At 62.7% G+C, this 17268-nt stretch carries 16 protein-coding genes and 1 rRNA gene; 14 read left to right on the plus strand and 3 right to left on the minus strand.

The annotated features are described in order from the left end of the window. Positions 1 to 65: 65 nt before the first annotated feature. From ACWF6P_RS26965 to ACWF6P_RS27015, 11 genes are all read left to right on the plus strand, one after another. On the plus strand, positions 66 to 527 hold the full coding sequence (locus ACWF6P_RS26965) for a hypothetical protein (RefSeq protein WP_378450012.1): 462 nt from the start codon (positions 66 to 68) through the stop codon (positions 525 to 527). A gap of 38 nt (positions 528 to 565) precedes the next feature. Next, entirely contained in the window at positions 566 to 1636 is a 1071-nt protein-coding gene (gene argC / locus ACWF6P_RS26970) for an N-acetyl-gamma-glutamyl-phosphate reductase (protein ID WP_452623115.1), read from the plus strand. Positions 1637 to 1680: 44 nt separating this feature from the next. Continuing rightward, positions 1681 to 2892 (plus strand): bifunctional glutamate N-acetyltransferase/amino-acid acetyltransferase ArgJ, encoded by a 1212-nt coding sequence (gene argJ / locus ACWF6P_RS26975; protein ID WP_317828995.1) that lies wholly within the window; start codon positions 1681 to 1683, stop codon positions 2890 to 2892. Next, on the plus strand, positions 2889 to 3812 hold the full coding sequence (gene argB, locus ACWF6P_RS26980; protein ID WP_019748607.1) for an acetylglutamate kinase: 924 nt from the start codon (positions 2889 to 2891) through the stop codon (positions 3810 to 3812). The genes argJ and argB overlap by 4 nt, the downstream gene beginning before the upstream one ends. Further along, positions 3809 to 5008: an acetylornithine transaminase gene (locus ACWF6P_RS26985; RefSeq protein WP_452623116.1), complete on the plus strand. Its 1200-nt coding sequence runs from the start codon at positions 3809 to 3811 to the stop codon at positions 5006 to 5008. Before argB ends, ACWF6P_RS26985 begins: the two co-directional genes overlap by 4 nt. Continuing rightward, on the plus strand, positions 5005 to 5955 hold the full coding sequence (gene argF / locus ACWF6P_RS26990; RefSeq protein WP_021334039.1) for an ornithine carbamoyltransferase: 951 nt from the start codon (positions 5005 to 5007) through the stop codon (positions 5953 to 5955). Before ACWF6P_RS26985 ends, argF begins: the two co-directional genes overlap by 4 nt. Next, on the plus strand, positions 5952 to 6431 hold the full coding sequence (locus ACWF6P_RS26995) for an arginine repressor (RefSeq protein WP_020907875.1): 480 nt from the start codon (positions 5952 to 5954) through the stop codon (positions 6429 to 6431). The genes argF and ACWF6P_RS26995 overlap by 4 nt, the downstream gene beginning before the upstream one ends. Before the next feature lie 47 nt (positions 6432 to 6478). Then, entirely contained in the window at positions 6479 to 7678 is a 1200-nt protein-coding gene (locus tag ACWF6P_RS27000; RefSeq protein ID WP_003944066.1) for an argininosuccinate synthase, read from the plus strand. Positions 7679 to 7681: 3 nt separating this feature from the next. Next, entirely contained in the window at positions 7682 to 9124 is a 1443-nt protein-coding gene (gene argH / locus ACWF6P_RS27005; RefSeq protein ID WP_452623117.1) for an argininosuccinate lyase, read from the plus strand. Between the two features lie 170 nt (positions 9125 to 9294). Next, a complete protein-coding gene (locus tag ACWF6P_RS27010) occupies positions 9295 to 12276 on the plus strand; it encodes an acyl-CoA synthetase (protein WP_378450017.1) in 2982 nt (993 codons plus the stop codon). A gap of 39 nt (positions 12277 to 12315) precedes the next feature. Beyond that, positions 12316 to 12522: a Trm112 family protein gene (locus ACWF6P_RS27015; protein WP_003944045.1), complete on the plus strand. Its 207-nt coding sequence runs from the start codon at positions 12316 to 12318 to the stop codon at positions 12520 to 12522. On the opposite strand, the gene ACWF6P_RS27020 is transcribed toward ACWF6P_RS27015, so the two are convergent. Genes ACWF6P_RS27020 through ACWF6P_RS27030 form a run of 3 tightly spaced genes read right to left on the minus strand, consistent with a single transcriptional unit; the run spans position 12519 to position 14619 of the window. Further along, positions 12519 to 13136 (minus strand): TetR/AcrR family transcriptional regulator, encoded by a 618-nt coding sequence (locus tag ACWF6P_RS27020; protein WP_452623118.1) that lies wholly within the window; start codon positions 13134 to 13136, stop codon positions 12519 to 12521. The genes ACWF6P_RS27015 and ACWF6P_RS27020 overlap by 4 nt on opposite strands. Further along, complete coding sequence (locus tag ACWF6P_RS27025) at positions 13133 to 13888, minus strand: ABC transporter permease (RefSeq protein ID WP_003944033.1); 756 nt, start codon at positions 13886 to 13888, stop codon at positions 13133 to 13135. The genes ACWF6P_RS27020 and ACWF6P_RS27025 overlap by 4 nt, the downstream gene beginning before the upstream one ends. Further along, positions 13885 to 14619, minus strand: coding sequence for an ABC transporter ATP-binding protein (locus ACWF6P_RS27030; protein WP_452623119.1), 735 nt, complete (start codon positions 14617 to 14619; stop codon positions 13885 to 13887). The genes ACWF6P_RS27025 and ACWF6P_RS27030 overlap by 4 nt, the downstream gene beginning before the upstream one ends. 86 nt (positions 14620 to 14705) lie before the next feature. On the opposite strand from ACWF6P_RS27030, the gene ACWF6P_RS27035 reads away from it, so the two are divergent. From ACWF6P_RS27035 to ACWF6P_RS27045, 3 genes are all read left to right on the plus strand, one after another. After that, the gene (locus tag ACWF6P_RS27035; RefSeq protein ID WP_452623120.1) at positions 14706 to 15314 is read left to right on the plus strand and encodes a DNA-3-methyladenine glycosylase; all 609 of its coding nucleotides are present in this window, start codon (positions 14706 to 14708) and stop codon (positions 15312 to 15314) included. Between the two features lie 19 nt (positions 15315 to 15333). Then, the gene (gene tyrS, locus ACWF6P_RS27040) at positions 15334 to 16611 is read left to right on the plus strand and encodes a tyrosine--tRNA ligase (RefSeq protein WP_037131306.1); all 1278 of its coding nucleotides are present in this window, start codon (positions 15334 to 15336) and stop codon (positions 16609 to 16611) included. 573 nt (positions 16612 to 17184) lie between these two features. Beyond that, positions 17185 to 17268, plus strand: a 16S ribosomal RNA gene (locus tag ACWF6P_RS27045); the annotation flags it as partial.

Below are 17268 nucleotides of genomic sequence, written 5' to 3' on the forward strand. Positions count from 1 at the left end.
AGAAGGGACTGCCAGTGTCACACGATGATGGGGCCGAGAATGATGGGTCAGCACCCGGTTTTTCCGTGCACCAGGTAGTCGAAGCTGCTGATGCACTCGACGACAAGGACTTCCTCGCGGTCGTCCGCGCAGTGGTCGAGCGTCGTCCGAGCTTGTCGGTCCTTCTTTCCGTGGTGGACACCGCTGCCGCAAGCCTCGAACCGAACCGTGTCGAGGAAGCGGACACGATCACCGACGCCGAAGAAGTCGAACTGCCCGACACTGTTGTGGAGGTCGACGAGATCATCGATGTCCCGGTGGTCCTTGCGACAGATCCGAGAATCCCCGAACCCGACTACACCGAAGGGGGAGTCCCCACTTTCGACCGCGTTCGGGAGAAGATAGAGGGGCGCTTCGGTACCTCCATAGGTTCGGCCGAATTGGCACACGAAAGTCCTGCCGGAAAGTCCGTCGACGAGCAGTGGGACGAGCGCCAGAAGGCTGCAAAAGCCAAGCTCGAGGAGATCCGGCGATCCATGGGTAAGTAATTATGCATTCCGATGCACAATGATGCATACTGTGTGACATGACTGAAGGTGGTACGACCGAGAACACACGCAAGCCGATCAGAGTCGCCGTTGCCGGCGCCAGTGGGTACGCCGGTGGTGAGGTTCTGCGTCTGCTTCTCGGACACCCCTCCTATGCCGACGGGACTCTGGTGATCGGTTCGCTGACCGCCGGTGGCAACGCCGGTTCGACGCTCGGTGAGCATCACCCGCACTTGCTCCCACTCTCGTCGCGGGTACTCGAAGAGACCACTGTTGAAATCCTCTCGGGTCACGACGTCGTCTTCCTCGGTCTCCCACACGGAAATTCGGCTCAGTACGCCAAGCTGCTACCCGAATCGACGGTCATCATCGACTGCGGTGCGGACTTCCGGCTGCAAGATTCCGCAGCCTGGGAGAAGTACTACAAGAGCACTCATGCCGGTACCTGGCCCTACGGGCTTCCTGAACTGCCCGGTGCCCGCGAAAAATTGGTAGGCGCAACCCGCATCGCCGTTCCGGGCTGCTACCCGACGGCAGCGAGCCTCGCGCTGGCCCCCGCCGTTGCCGCGGGGATCGTGGACTCACACGTGAACGTGGTTGCAGTCAGTGGCACTTCGGGCGCCGGCCGGGCACCGAAGGCTGATCTGCTGGGTTCGGAGGTCATGGGCTCGGTCCGCGCATACGGCGTCGGCGGCGTGCATCGCCACACCCCTGAGATCATTCAGAATCTCTCGGCAGCAGGCGGCAAGGACATCAGCGTGTCGTTCACTCCGGTCCTCGCGCCCATGCCGCGCGGTATCCTCGCGACCTGCACGGCGGCCACCACCGCGACCGAAGAGCAGGCACGCGAAATCTACGAAAAGGCATACAACGACGAGCCGTTCATCCACGTGCTGCCTGCCGGAGTCTTCCCGCAGACCGGCGCCGTGATCGGATCCAACGCAGTACAGATCGGTGTCACCGTGGACGCCGACGCCGGTCAGCTCGTTGTCATCTCGGCAATCGACAATCTCACCAAGGGCACCGCCGGTGGCGCTGTGCAATCGATGAACCTTGCCCTTGGCCTACCCGAGACCGCAGGTCTCTCTACCGTGGGAGTAGCTCCGTGAGCACCGACAATCCGCAGCAGATCGACAACCCAACCGAATCCGACGTGGTTCACGTCGCCGGAGGACGTCTGCTCCGTACACAGGGCGTCACCGCGCCTGCCGGATTCCGCGGTGCCGGAATTGCTGCCGGTATCAAGAAGAGTGGCAAGTCGGACCTCGCACTGGTGCTCAACGAGGGCCCTGATCTGGCCGCTGCCGGCGTCTTCACCCTGAACAAGGTCAAGGCGGCTCCGGTGTTGTGGTCTCAGCAGGTCTTGACGACGGGCAAGCTGCGCGCGGTGGTGCTCAACTCGGGCGGCGCGAACGCCTGCACGGGCGCGGGTGGATTCCAGGATGCACACAAGACTGCCGAGGAAGTTGCTTCGGCACTGAGCAATTGGGGAACCGAGACGGGCGCGATCGAGGTCGCCGTCTGTTCCACCGGACTCATCGGTGACCGGTTGCCCATGGACAAGCTGATCCCCGGTGTCACGGAGGTCGTGCACGAACTTGCCGGCGGAATCTCCGGCGGCACCGACGCGGCATACGCGATCATGACCACGGACACCGTGCCGAAGCAGGCATCGCTGCACCACGCGAACAAGTGGAACGTCGGCGGAATGGCCAAGGGCGCAGGCATGCTCGCGCCTGCGCTGGCCACCATGCTGTGCGTCGTCACGACCGATGCCGTCGCAACGGCCGAGCAGCTCGACACCGCGTTGCGCGCCGCCACCCACCTGAGCTTCGATCGCCTCGACGTCGACGGCGCCACGTCCACCAACGACACAGTGCTCTTGTTGGCCTCCGGCGCCAGCGGTGTCACGCCGACGCAGGACGAGCTCAACGCCGCAGTATTCGCCGTGTGTGACGATCTCGCGGATCAGTTGATGGCAGACGCCGAGGGCGTCACCAAACGGGTCAAGGTGACGGTTCGCGGCGCAGCGTCCGAATCCGACGCGCTGATCGGCGCCCGGACCGTTGCTCGGGACAGCTTGGTCAAGACGGCGCTTTTCGGATCCGATCCCAACTGGGGCCGCGTCCTCGCAGCAGTGGGTATCGCTCCCATCGAGCTCGATCCAGACCGAATCAGTGTGTCCTTCAACGGGAGTCCGGTCTGCATCGACGGCGTCGGCGCTCCGGGGGCACGTGAGGTCGACCTGAGCGGGATCGACATCGAACTCGACATCGATCTGGGAATCGGCAACGAGTCCGTGAGCATTCGCACCACGGACCTCTCGCATGCCTACGTCGAAGAGAACTCGGCGTACTCGTCATGACCGAGACGTATCCCGTCATCAGCGAGCATCAGAAGGCACATGTCCTTGCGGACGCGCTGCCGTGGCTGCAGCGATTCCGCGACAAGGTGGTCGTGGTCAAGTACGGCGGAAACGCCATGATCGACGAGACGCTCAAGACGGCATTTGCCGCCGACATGGCGTTTCTGCGGACTGTCGGCATCCATCCCGTCGTCGTTCACGGCGGTGGCCCGCAGATCAATGCGATGCTGGCACGCCTTGGCATGAAGGGTGAGTTCCGCGGTGGTTTCCGTGTGACGACGCCCGAGGTGATGGATGTCGTGCGGATGGTGCTTTTCGGTCAGGTCGGCCGTGAACTCGTCGGCTTGATCAACGCGCACGGTCCTTACGCGGTCGGTATCTCCGGTGAAGATGCGCACCTGTTCACCGCTACTCGACGCACTGTTGCGGTCGAGGGGGAGCAGACCGACATCGGTCTGGTCGGAGACGTCACTACCGTGAACCCGGACGCGGTACTCGATCTCATTGCGGCAGGACGTATTCCGGTGGTCTCGACCATCGCCCCCGACGCCGACGGTGTCGTCCACAACATCAATGCCGATACCGCTGCTGCGGCACTGGCCGAGGCAATCGGTGCGGAGAAGCTCGTTGTCCTCACCGATGTCGAAGGTCTGTACACCGATTGGCCGGACCGATCCTCGCTGGCCACCGAAATCGACACCGACGCCCTTGCTCAGTTGTTGCCGAGTCTCGATGCCGGCATGGTGCCCAAGATGGAGGCCTGCCTTCGCGCGGTGCGCGGAGGTGTGCCGTCGGCGCACGTGATCGACGGCCGGCTCGAACATTCAGTCCTACTCGAACTTTTCACCGGCGAAGGAATCGGCACGATGGTCGTGCCGGGCTCCTCGGTCGCCGGTCCCCAGCAGGGAGCTACCTCATGAGCACGATCGATCTCCAGCAGCGGTGGTCCGCTTCGCTGATGAACAATTATGGCGTACCCCGGGTTGCTCTCGTCCGCGGTGACGGGGCCGTCCTCACTGACGCCGACGGCAAGCAGTACGTCGACTTCCTGGCCGGAATTGCCGTCAACATCCTCGGACACGGGCATCCGGCCGTCGTCGAAGCCGTCACGACGCAGTTGTCGACACTGGGCCATGTGTCCAACCTGTACGCCAGCGAGCCGGTCGTCGAGTTGGCGGAGCAGCTGCTCGCTCATCTCGGCAATGTGAGCGGGCGCGCGTTCTTCTGCAACTCCGGTACCGAGGCGAACGAGGCTGCCTTCAAGCTCGCTCGCGCCACCGGACGGAAGAAGATCATCGCAGCCGAGGGCTCTTTCCACGGTCGCACGATGGGCGCACTCGCTCTGACGGGTCAGCCTGCCAAGCGGGCGCCGTTCGAACCGATGCCTGCCGGTGTCGAGTTCGTGCCGTACGGCGACGTCGAGGCACTCGAGCGGGCCGTCGATTCCGACACCGCCGCTGTGTTCCTCGAACCGATCATGGGTGAGAGCGGCGTCGTGGTGCCACCGGAGGGATACCTCGTGGAGGCTCGGCGGATCACCGCCGAACGCGGTGCGCTTCTCGTACTCGACGAAGTGCAGACCGGCATCGGCCGGACGGGCTGGTTCTACGCCCATCAGGCCGTCGGCATCGTTCCCGACGTCATCACGCTTGCGAAGGGGCTCGGCGGCGGAATGCCGATCGGCGCCTGCATCGCGACCGGAGCAACGGCAGAGTTGTTCGGGCCGGGTAAGCACGGGACGACGTTCGGTGGAAATCCGGTGTGCGCCGCGGCGGCACTTGCCGTGCTGAAAACCATTGCAGCGGAAGACCTGATCTCGCGCGCGGACAGTTTGGGTAAGTCGATCTCGACTGGCATCGAAGATCTGGGCCATCCGTTGGTCGACTACGTACGGGGATCAGGACTGCTGCTGGGTGTCGTGCTGACCGAGGACGTCGCGCCGGCGGTGGAAAATGCAGCCCGCGAAGCCGGGTACCTTGTGAATGCAGCGCAACCCGGAGTAATCCGGTTGGCGCCGCCGCTGATCCTCACGGATGAGCAGGCCGAAACCTTCGTGGCAGCATTACCTGCCATCTTCGACAGTGCACTATCGGCTGACCAGCCGGGGGAGAAGTGACTACCGTGGTGAAACACTTTCTCAGGGACGACGATCTGACTCCGGCGCAGCAGGCCGAAGTTCTGGAACTCGCTGCGATTCTCAAGAAGGACCCGTTCGCTCGGCGTCCACTCGAGGGTCCACGCGGAGTCGGCGTCATCTTCGAGAAGAACTCGACGCGTACACGTTTCTCGTTCGAGATGGGCATCGCACAGATGGGCGGCCACGCCGTCGTCGTCGACGGGCGCAGCACCCAACTCGGGCGTGAAGAGACGCTGGCGGACACCGGACGCGTTCTCTCCCGCTACGTCGACGCCGTCGTGTGGCGCACGTTCGGCCAGAAGCGCTTGGAGCAGATGGCAACGGGCGCAACCATTCCCATCGTCAACGCGTTGTCGGACGAGTTTCACCCCTGTCAGGTTCTGGCCGATCTGCAAACGCTGATCGAGCAGAAGGGTGAGCTCAAGGGGCTGAAGCTGACCTACCTGGGTGACGGCGCCAACAACATGGCTCACTCACTGATGCTCGGCGGAGTCACCGCAGGCATCGACGTCACCATTGCCAGCCCCGCGGGCTTCGAACCGGCGGACTGGGTAGTGGCAGCAGCACGCAAACGCGCCGAGGAAACCGGCGCGACCATCACGCTGACGCAGGACCCGCAGGCCGGCGTCGTCGGCGCCGACGCGTTGGTCACAGACACCTGGACCTCTATGGGTCAGGAGAACGACGGACTCGATCGGGTCGGACCTTTCCGTCCGTTCCAGATCAACAAGGAGCTGCTCGCAAAGGCAGATCCGAAGGCTGTCGTCCTGCACTGCCTGCCTGCACATCGCGGCGAAGAAGTCACCGACGAGGTTCTCGACGGGCCGCAGAGTGTTGTCTGGGACGAGGCGGAGAACCGTCTGCACGCCCAGAAGGCATTGCTCGTGTGGCTGCTGGAACAGCGAACCCAACTGGACCCGGCGTGAGCGTCGCTCCCACTCGGGCTGGTCGCCAGTCGCGCATCATCGCGCTTCTGGCGGCTCACCCTGTCCGAAGTCAGACGGAGCTGGCGGCGTTGCTCGGTGCCGAGGGTATCGAAGCAACGCAGGCGACGCTCTCGCGTGACCTCGAAGAGCTGGGAGCGGTGAAACTGCGTGCCGCCGACGGCGGCGCCGGTGTTTACGTGGTGCCGGAGGACGGGAACCCGGTACGCGGTGTGTCCGGCGGTACCGACCGCCTCTCACGGCTGTTGGGCGAGCTGTTGGTCTCCACCGATTTCAGCGGCAACATGGCGATCCTCCGGACACCGCCGGGAGCTGCGCACTACCTCGCGAGCGCACTGGATCGGTCCTCGATGCCGGACATCGTGGGCACGATCGCCGGAGATGACACCATCTTCGTAGTGGCCCGGGAACCGCTTTCCGGAGCGGAACTCGCGGCCATGATCGAATCGCTCGCCTGACCCCTTATTCTTTGATAGAGATTTTCAACCGAAGGAGCACAAAAACCATGGCCGATCGCGTCGTACTCGCCTACTCGGGCGGGCTGGACACTTCTGTTGCCATCAGTTGGATCGGTAAGGAGACGGGCGCTGAAGTTGTCGCCGTCGCCATCGATCTGGGGCAGGGTGGCGAGGACATGGAGGTCGTGCGTCAGCGCGCGATCGACTGCGGCGCAGTCGAATCCGTTGTCGTCGACGCCCGCGACGAGTTCGCGGACGAATACTGCCTGCCGACCATCGCGGCCAACGCCCTGTACATGGACCGCTACCCGCTCGTCTCGGCCATCAGCCGTCCGCTGATCGTCAAGCACATCGTCGAAGCTGCACGCTCGCACGGCGGCACCATCGTCTCGCACGGTTGCACCGGTAAGGGCAACGACCAGGTTCGCTTCGAGGTCGGATTCGGCGCCCTCGCACCCGACCTGCAGGTCATCGCACCGGTCCGCGACTACGCCTGGACCCGCGAGAAGGCCATCGCCTTCGCCGAAGAGAACAACATCCCGATCAACGTCTCCAAGAAGTCGCCGTTCTCGATCGACCAGAACGTCTGGGGCCGCGCCGTCGAGACCGGATTCCTCGAGGATCTGTGGAACGCGCCGACGAAGGACGTCTACGACTACACCCAGGACCCGACGGTCAACTGGAACGCACCCGACGAGCTCATCATCAGCTTCGACAAGGGCCGCCCGGTCGCCATCGACGGCCGCCCGGTGTCGGTTCTCGAAGCCATTCAGGAACTGAACAAGCGCGCAGGCGCTCAGGGCGTCGGCCGCCTCGACGTCGTGGAGGACCGTCTCGTGGGCATCAAGAGCCGTGAGATCTATGAAGCTCCCGGCGCGATGGTTCTCATCACCGCACACCAGGAACTCGAGCACGTCACCCTCGAACGCGAACTCGGTCGCTACAAGCGTCAGATGGAGCAGCGTTGGTCCGAGCTGGTCTACGACGGCCTCTGGTTCTCGCCCCTCAAGGACGCACTGGACACGTTCGTCGACAAGACGCAGGAACGCGTCACCGGCGACATCCGTCTCTTCCTGCACGGTGGAGCCATCACCGTCAACGGTCGTCGTAGCCCCGAGTCGCTCTACGACTTCAACCTCGCGACGTACGACGAGGGCGACAGCTTCGACCAGTCTGCATCGAAGGGCTTCGTCGAGATCCACGGTCTGTCGTCGAAGGTCGCCGCGAAGCGCGATCTGGGACTCTGAGCCATGACGGCTCACGGTGACGGAGACGCTCAGAAACACGGCACCAACGAAGGCGCGCTGTGGGGCGGACGGTTCGAGTCCGGACCGGCCGCTGCCATGGCGGCGCTGAGCAAGTCGACTCACTTCGACTGGGTCCTCGCTCCGTACGACGTGCGGGCGTCGCAGGCGCATGCACGTGTGCTGAACAAGGCCGGCCTGCTCAGCGAAGCCGACCTCGCGACGATGCTCGACGGTCTCGACCGTCTGGCGGCAGATGTCGCCAGTGGCGCCTTCGCGCCCAGTGATTCGGACGAGGACGTACACGGCGCACTCGAGCGTGGTCTGATCGAGCGCGTCGGGCCTGAGGTCGGTGGACGCCTGCGTGCTGGTCGTTCACGTAACGACCAGGTGGCCACGCTGTTCCGCATGTGGCTTCGCGATGCGGTCCGCCGCATCTCCACCGGAGTTCTCGACGTGGTCGACGCATTGGCGACTCAGGCCGGGGCGCATCCGGATGCCGTGATGCCGGGCAAGACGCACCTGCAGGCGGCTCAGCCGGTCCTGTTGGCGCATCACCTGCTCGCTCACGCACATCCACTGTTGCGGGACGTGCAGCGCCTTCGCGACTTCGACGTGCGAGCTGCGGTGTCCCCGTACGGTTCCGGTGCACTCGCCGGTTCCTCACTCGGACTCGATCCCGAAGCGATTGCGGCGGAACTGAAGTTCGACAGCTCGGCCGAGAACTCGATCGACGCAACGGCTTCGCGTGATTTCGCAGCCGAGGCAGCGTTCGTGCTCGCAATGATCGGTGTCGATCTCTCCCGTATGGCGGAAGAGATCATCATCTGGAGCACACCGGAGTTCGGCTACATCACTCTTGCCGACGCGTGGTCCACGGGATCGTCGATCATGCCGCAGAAGAAGAATCCGGATGTCTCGGAACTCACGCGCGGTAAGTCGGGTCGTTTGATCGGTAACCTCACCGGATTGTTGGCGACGCTGAAGGCTCAGCCGCTGGCGTACAACCGCGATCTGCAAGAGGACAAGGAACCGGTCTTCGACTCGGTTGCGCAGCTCGAGATGTTGCTCCCGGCCATCACCGGTCTGGTGCAGACTCTCGAGTTCCACACCGAGCGTATGGCGGAACTTGCTCCGGCAGGGTTCACGTTGGCCACCGACATCGCGGAGTGGATGGTGCGTCAGGGCGTGCCGTTCCGGGTTGCACACGAGGCAGCCGGAGCGTGTGTGCGTGTCGCCGAAGCGCGAGGCGTCGGACTCGAAGATCTCACGGACGAGGAACTGGCCGGCGTCGACAGCGCGCTGACGCCCGCTGTTCGTGAGGTGCTGACAGTCGAGGGTTCCATCTCTTCGCGTAATGCACGGGGCGGCACCGCGGGGGTGCGGGTGGCAGAGCAGTTGGACGGAGTCCGAGCAGTGGCGCAGTCGCTGCGGGGATGGACACTCTGACCTCGAGGTCGCGAGTGTCGTCCCTCTCTTTTCGGCAGTAGTCCTTCGGTCGTACGCGGTCAGGGAGCAGAATTTGCTCCCTGACCGCGTACGCGTATTCGTCGTCAGTAGGCTTGTCGCGCGCGGGAAAAATGAGACTGACGTCACATGGTGAGTAACTTGGGAGTGAAATGGTGGGATTGAATTCCAAGTCTGTGCTGGGCCCGATTCGTCGGGTGGTTGCGACAGCACAAAACGGCCTCGAGGTCGTCCGGTTGGGTGGGTTGGAAACGGATGCGACCACGTCGCCGTTCGAGATCGTCGAACGCGCAGCGATGTATCGGCTACGGCGCTACTTCCCGGACAGTGACCCGGAAACCGTCGGCGCACCGATCTTGCTGATCCCGCCGATGATGATGTCGGCGAACGTGTACGACGTGACCCGCGACCAGGGCGCTGTGGGAATTCTGCACGAGATGGGCCTTGACCCTTGGGTCGTCGATTTCGGTTCGCCCGACTCCGAAGAGGGCGGTTGGGATCGCAATCTTGCCGATCACATCATCGCTCTCAGCGACATCGTCGATCACATCCACCGTCACACCGGTAAAGATGTTCACATCTCCGGTTACTCGCAGGGTGGAATGTTCGCCTATCAGGCGGCTGCCTACCGACGCAGCCGAAACATAGCCAGTGTCATCACCTTCGGCAGCCCGGTCGACACACTCGCTGCATTGCCTTTCGGTATCCCGGCCGGATTGGCTACCAAGGGTGCGGATTTCCTCGCCGATCACGTCTTCAATCGCCTGGCAGTCACCGGATGGATGGCTCGTACCGGGTTCCAGTTGCTCGATCCCGTGAAGTCGCTGAAGATGCGCGTCGACTTCCTGCTTCAACTGCACGACCGTGAGGCGTTGCTACCGAGAGAGCAGCAGCGACGCTTCCTCGCCACCGAGGGTTGGGTCGCGTGGTCGGGGCCTGCGGTAGCCGAACTGCTCAAGCAGTTCATCGTGCACAACAGGATGATGACCGGCGGTTTTGTCATCAAGGATCAATTGGTCTCTCTCGCCGAAATCACCTGCCCCATCCTGGCGTTTGTCGGCGAGGTCGACGACATCGGTCAGCCGCAGGCGGTTCGCGGTATCAGTCAAGCGGCTCCGCGGGCGAAGGTCTATGAATCTACTTTGCGTGCAGGTCATTTCGGTTTGGTTGTCGGTTCCACCGCGGCCAATCACACCTGGCCGACAACCGGTGAATTCGTGCAGTGGACCGAAACGGGTGGGCCGCTCCCGGACCGCATCGCGAACATGGTCTACGGCGCCGACCTCGAAGACCAGACCGGTGTGTCGATCAGCAATCGGATCATCCACACCGTCGCCTCGGTCGCCGAAGTAGGGGCAGGCGTCACCAAGGGAATCAGTGACCTTGCCGCCGGTGCCCTGCGCGGCACTTTCGAGTTGTCCGGCGAGGCAGCGCGCGCGTTGCCACGTCTGGCGCGGCTCAACCAGATTCAGCCGCACACCAAGATCTCCCTGAGCCAATTGCTCGCGGAGCAGCGTCGAAAGGCGCCGAACGGCGAGTGCTTCCTCTTCGACAATCGCGTGCACACCTACGAAGCGGTCAACGCCCGCATCGACAATGTCGTACGTGGATTGATCTCCGTGGGCGTGCGTCCGGCAGCACACGTCGGTGTCCTGATGGAGACCCGTCCCAGCGCGCTCGCGGCCATCGCGGCTCTCTCGCGCCTCGGTGCCGTCGCGGTCATGCTTCCGCCAGGGTCCGACATCACGGCGGCGGTCAAGCTGGGATCGGTCGATCGGATCATCACCGATCCGGAGAACGTCGATGCCGCAGTGGTTACCGGTAGGCCTGTTCTGGTTCTCGGCGGCGGCGATGCCCGTGGCCTCGAGGTGGATCCGTCGCACGACGTGATCGATCTCGAACAAATCGATCCGACGAAGGTCAATCTGCCCGGGTGGTACCGACCGGATCCCGGTGTCGCCCGCGAACTCGCGTTCATCATCTTTGCGGAATCCGGCGGTGTGCTCGAAGCCAAGCAGATCACCAACTACCGGTGGGCATTGTCGGCCTTCGGCACGGCCACGGCGGCAGATCTCGATCGCGGTGACACCGTGTACTGCCTTGCGCCGCTCCACCATTCGTCGAGTTTGCTCGCGACCATCGGTGGCGCAATGGCCGGTGGTTCCCGGATTGCTCTCTCACGCGGACTGAACCCGGCGAGGTTTGTCGAAGAAATCCACCGCTACGGCGTGACGGTCGTGAGTTACACGTGGTCGATGATGCGCGAGATCCTCGACGAGGATCTTCTCCTCATCGACGGTAGCCATCCGGTCCGCCTGTTCATCGGTTCGGGAATGCCCCATGGTCTGTGGAAGCGGACCACGGAGGCGTTCGACCCCGCGCAGGTGCTCGAGTTCTATGCGTCGACCGAAGGCGATGTGATTCTCGCCAACGTCGCAGGCTCCAAAGTTGGCTCCAAGGGTCGCCCGCTGCCGGGGAGCGCGCAGGTTCGGTTGGCGGCCTACGACCCGCTCAGTGGTCGGCTCCTCGAAAACGGCAACGGATTTGTCCGTGAGTGCGCCGAAGACGAGGTCGGCTTGCTGCTCGGGCGCGCGGGATTCACCGCCGATCTCTCGGGCGGCGCCATGCGAGGCCTCTTCCAAGCCGGCGATTCGTGGATTCCCACCGAGAATCTCTTCCGCCGAGACGGCGACGGCGACTACTGGCTGATCGATCACAAGAACACGGTCATTTCCACCCTCCGCGGTCCCGTGTTCACCCAGCCGATCGTCGACGCTTTGTCGAGTGTTGCGCGGGTAGATCTTGCTGTCGCGTACGGCGTCGGCGACGCACCGCATCAGTTGGCGGTCGCTGCCGTGACCTGGCGTCCGGGGCGGCAGTTCCGGTCTGCCGAGCTTGCAGAGGCTCTCTCGCGCATCGATTTCGACGCGCGCCCGGACATCGTGCACGTGGTGGACGAGATCCCGGTGGGCTCGTCGTACCGTCCGAGCTCTACTGCTTTGGCTGCGGCCGGACTGCCGGCGCCGGGGCCACGGACCTGGTTCCTCGATTCCGAGACGCAGTCGTACAAGCGGCTGACCAAGGCAATCGCCGCGCAGTTGATGCCGACGAGGGTGGGCACCGGAGCACGGTAGCCTGAGGACATTCTGTTTGATCGGTTCGAGAGGACTCACGTGGCTATTGATTCGACGTTGCTCAGCATTCTGGCCTGCCCCCAGGACAAGGGCCCGCTGCTGCTGGTCGGGGACGAGTTGCTCTACAACCCCCGTTTGCGGCGCGCGTATCCGATCGAGAATGGCATTCCTGTTCTGTTGATCGACGAGGCACGCGATGTGGCCGACGACGAGCACGAGAAGTTGCTCGCACGGGCCGAAGGCTAGATCGGCAACTCGCCGGTGAGGTACCGCTGGAGGTTCGGAGCTACCAGCGGTACCAGTGCGTCGACGCTCAACATCGCGAGCGGTTCGAGTCCGAACACGTATCGCGTGACCAGTAGCCCGGCCATCTGAGAGGCCACCAATTCTGCTCTGATCAGGCCGGTGCCGGGTGGTGTGTCCACCCGCGGAATGATGTCGCGCAATACGATATCGAGCAGAAAGCTCTGGATCAGTTGCGATCCGTCTCCGGAAATGGCTGATCGAAAAGCCGCCAGAATCGCCGGCTGATGTTCCGAATCCCATAGCCCGATCACCGCCCGGAGAAGGCTTTCGCCGAGATTTTCGGTCGGGGAGGTGCGAACCGGCCCCAGTACCTGTGCTGGATCGATCGGTAGCGCGATCGCAGCGGTGAACAACTGCTCCTTGCTCCCGAAATGGTGATGAATCATGGCTGGATCGACGTCAGCCGCCGCGGCTATCGATCGAACGGTAGTTCTTCGAAAACCGTTCCGGGAGAACTCTCGTCGCGCCGAATCGAGAATCTGCGCGCGAGTCTCCGACTTGCCCGGTCGTCGCCCCGAACGAGTCGGCGTCGGCGCGGTGCTGTTGTCGGTCATGGAGTGCGGCGATCGAGTGTGGCTGCGGCCAGCGATAGTGCGGCGGCGGCAAAGCCTGCCATGACGGCGAGATCACGCCACATCTGACCTGTCGCGTCGGCATGCATCGACACTTGTTGAAGCGCGTCGACGGCGTAGCTCAAGGGGAGTACGTTGCTGATCCATTCGAGCCAGGTCGGCAATTGGTCACGAGGTACCAGGAGTCCGCAGAGGAAGAGCTGTGGAACCACTACGACAGGCATGAACTGCACTGCTTGGAATTCGGTCTTCGCGAACGCACTGGCCAACAGACCAAGAGCAACGCCGAGGATCGCGCCGAGAACTGCAATGACGATGACCCACGCAAGACTGCCCGCGATGGTGAGCCCGAGAAATCCGAAAGCTACCGCGCACGCGAGAGCTGCCTGAGCGGCTGCGGAGAGCGAAAATGCTGCACCGTATCCGGCGAGAAGATCGAGTTTGCCCATCGGAGTGGTGAGCAGGCGTTCGAGTGTGCCTGAACTGCGTTCGCGTTGCATCGCGATGGACGTGACCAGGAACATGACGACAAACGGCAAGATTCCCAACATCGTGATCGCCACTCGCTGGAAGAGCGAAACCTGGCCGGGCGGCGTCGGGACGTCTTGGTAGAGGAAATAGAGCAGAATCATCAGCAACGACGGGACCAACAAGATCATGGCCACCGTGCGGTGATCTTGGCGGAGCTGAAGCAGAATTCGGACGGTAGTAGCACCGAAGATCCTGATGCTCATGATATTTCGCCTCCGACGGGTGAAGTCCGAATCAGTTCGAGGAAGGCGTCCTCGAGCCGTTCACATCTGGTTTTTGCACGCAGTTCGTCAGGGGTGAGTTGCGCGAGAAGGTACCCGTCGCGCATCAGAATCAGTTCTGCGCAGTGGTCCGCCTCGTCCATGACGTGGCTCGAGACCAACAGGGTGGTTCCGCTGCGAGCGAGGTCGGCAAATCGTTCCCACAATTCGACGCGAAGGACTGGATCGAGCCCAACGGTCGGTTCGTCGAGGATCAACACGTCAGGTGACGCCACCAGCGCGCATGCCAGCGAAACTCGACCGCGTTGACCGCCGGACAGGTCGGCTGCGGTCTGGTCGGCATAACGGCTCAATCCGACGGCGTCGACCGCTGCTGCGACGTCTGCGCCGGATTTTCCGTACAGAGCGCCGAAATACTGAACATTTCGCGTCACCGTCAGGTCGCCGTACACACTGGGGGATTGGGTGACGTACCCGATCCGACGGCGAAGGGCGACGGACCCGGCGCGATTTCCCAGGACTCTGACCTCACCACTTTCGACGATCTGCGTTCCGACTATCGCGCGCATGAGGGTTGTCTTGCCGCAACCGGAGGGTCCGAGCAGTCCGGTGATCGATCCCGCCGAGACTTGCAGGTCAAGCGAGTGGAGTACTTCGTGTTTGCCGCGAATGACTCGGAGTCCGCGGATGTCTATTGCCGGCGTTGTGGTCACTGTGCGCCTCGTTTCAATAATTCATCACTTGTTGAATTATGCGACTCGGCCGACCGGCGAGCCAACGGTGTGGGCACAATCGAAGGGTGAGTATCGAGACCTTGGTAAATGTGAAAAACCCGTTGGAAGCGGGCTTGGCGGTTCTCGGCTCGACCCTGATCGTCGACGAGGTCGCTCTGAGAATTGTCGAGGTGGAGGCTTACGGCGGGGAGAAGGACGGGCCCTGGCCGGATCCGGCAGCGCATTCGTATCGGGGGCAAACGCCGCGAAACAGCGTGATGTTCGGGCGGGCGGGGCGGCTGTACGTCTACCGCAGCTACGGAATGCACTTTTGCATGAACATCTCGTACGGCCCGGATGGTGTCGCGGGCGGTGTTCTGCTCCGAGCCGCCGAAATCGAAGCCGGCCACGATGTGGTGTCCGCACGGAGATCGCCGGACCGGCCATCTCACCAATGGGCCAGAGGGCCAGGTAATCTCGGCGCTTCCGTAGCAATCACGCTGGGGGACAATGGAACAGACGTGTTCGACCCGGTGTCGCGGATTCGGCTCGAATTGGGGGAGTCGAAGGAATGGGTGAGCGGACCGCGGGTGGGTGTCAGCACCGCGGCGGAGGTCCCGTGGCGGCTCTGGATTCCGGACTCCCCGGCGGTGTCCGCGTATCGCCGAAGCCCGCGAGCACCGGCCACTTCGTGAAGATGGGATGATCGAGTCCGTGACTGAGAATATTCTCGACGAACTGACCTGGCGCGGGCTGATCGCCCAATCAACCGATCTCGACGCTTTGCGTAAAGATCTCGAGGCCGGACCGGTCACGCTGTATGCGGGGTTCGACCCGACCGGACCGAGTCTGCACGCAGGCCACCTGGTTCCGCTCCTTGCGCTCAAGCGTTTTCAGCGCGCCGGCAACCGCCCGATCGTTCTTGCCGGCGGTGCAACGGGCTTGATCGGTGACCCCCGTGACGTCGGGGAACGGACGATGAACTCCGCCGACACCGTCGCAGACTGGGCGGGTCGCATCCGTGGTCAGCTCGAACGATTCGTGGATTTCGACGATTCGCCGACGAGTGCGGTCATCGAGAACAACATGAACTGGACCGGCAAGATGTCGGCCATCGATTTCTTGCGTGATGTGGGCAAACACTTCTCCGTGAACGTGATGCTCGCGCGCGACACCGTCAAGCGTCGCCTCGAATCGGACGGAATGTCGTACACCGAGTTCAGCTACATGCTGCTCCAGGCCAACGACTACCTGCACCTGCGGCGCGATCTCGGCTGCACGTTGCAGGTTGGTGGGTCCGATCAGTGGGGCAACATCATTGCCGGCGTCGAACTCAACCGTCGTGTCGACGGTGAGAGCGTGCACGCCATGACGGTTCCGCTGGTGACCTCGGCCGATGGCAAAAAGTTCGGAAAATCGACCGGTGGCGGCAGTTTGTGGCTCGACCCCGAGATGACCAGCCCGTACGCCTGGTACCAGTACTTCGTGAACACTGGCGACGCCGATGTGATCAAGTACCTGCGCTGGTTCACCTTCTTGACTGCGGACGAACTCGCGGAGTTGGAGACTGCAACGGCGGAGCGGCCGCATGCGCGAGAAGCACAGAAGCGACTCGCCGCGGAGATGACGACCTTGGTTCACGGAGAACACAACACCCGTGCTGTCGAGCTCGCCAGCCAGGCGTTGTTCGGCAAGGCGGAGCTGGCGGAACTCGACGAGTCGACGCTCGCTGCCGCGCTGAAAGAAGCATCTGTCAGCGAATTGGCGCCGGGGGAGCCGCGCACGATCATCGATCTGCTCGTGACGAGCGGTTTGTGTGAGAGCAAGGGAGCTGCTCGACGCGCAGTGAAAGAGGGCGGCGCTTCGGTGAACAACCAGAAGGTGTCGGCCGACGACTGGGAGCCCACCGCATCCGATCTGCTTCACGGCAGCTGGTTGGTCGTCCGGCGAGGAAAGCGCAACTTCGCCGGCGTGAAAATCCTTCCGAACTGACGTGTGTGGGGTCACAGTTGTCTTGCGAGGCTCCTGTGGCCGCTGGTGGCCCGCCTGCGGGCGGGCTACCAGCGGATTTAACCTGACGAACACCTGCGACCTGCACGTTTGACGCTCAGTTTTCATTCGCGTAACTTTGTCCAAGTCAGAGCGACACGGACACCAACCCCGACCGAGAGGCCGGGGAAACGCGGTTGGACGAAGTCGGAGACAGTCACGCTCAGCGGGAACTTGCTTCCCTAGAGCGAACAAGCTAAAATTGTAACCCTTGCCCCGGAGCTTTCAACCTGGTTGAAGTGATGGTGTGTGCATGTTCTTTGAGAACTCAACAGTGTGTCGATGAATGTCAGTGCCAAATATTTTTTGGTACTTCACATCCGCGAATGATCAACTGCCTCTTGGGGTTTGGTTGGTTTGTGTGTGGTGTGAGTATTTTTCGTCGGTGATTGTTCATTCTTCCGTCTGAATGGTTGCCGACACATTTTTTGCTAGTTGAGTTTTTTTTGCTAGTGATTTGACTCTTTTTGTCTATGACTGATTAGCCGGCCTTCGGGTTGGTGATATCTAGAGTCTTCAACGGAGAGTTTGATCCTGGCTCAGGACGAACGCTGGCGGCGTGCTTAACACATGCAAGTCGAGCGGTAAGGCCTTTCGGGG

This window comes from Rhodococcus sp. NPDC055024, assembly GCF_053608585.1.

Excerpts from the sequence above, each read along its gene's own strand:
- ACWF6P_RS27020 (WP_452623118.1), bottom strand. The coding sequence starts at position 13,136 with ATGACCGACAACAGCACCGCGCCGACGCCGACTCGTTCGGGGCGACGA.
- argH (WP_452623117.1), top strand. The coding sequence starts at position 7,682 with ATGACGGCTCACGGTGACGGAGACGCTCAGAAACACGGCACCAACGAA.
- argB (WP_019748607.1), top strand. The coding sequence starts at position 2,889 with ATGACCGAGACGTATCCCGTCATCAGCGAGCATCAGAAGGCACATGTC.
- ACWF6P_RS27000 (WP_003944066.1), top strand. The coding sequence starts at position 6,479 with ATGGCCGATCGCGTCGTACTCGCCTACTCGGGCGGGCTGGACACTTCT.
- ACWF6P_RS27025 (WP_003944033.1), bottom strand. The coding sequence starts at position 13,888 with ATGAGCATCAGGATCTTCGGTGCTACTACCGTCCGAATTCTGCTTCAG.
- argC (WP_452623115.1), top strand. The coding sequence starts at position 566 with ATGACTGAAGGTGGTACGACCGAGAACACACGCAAGCCGATCAGAGTC.
- ACWF6P_RS26985 (WP_452623116.1), top strand. The coding sequence starts at position 3,809 with ATGAGCACGATCGATCTCCAGCAGCGGTGGTCCGCTTCGCTGATGAAC.
- ACWF6P_RS27010 (WP_378450017.1), top strand. The coding sequence starts at position 9,295 with ATGGTGGGATTGAATTCCAAGTCTGTGCTGGGCCCGATTCGTCGGGTG.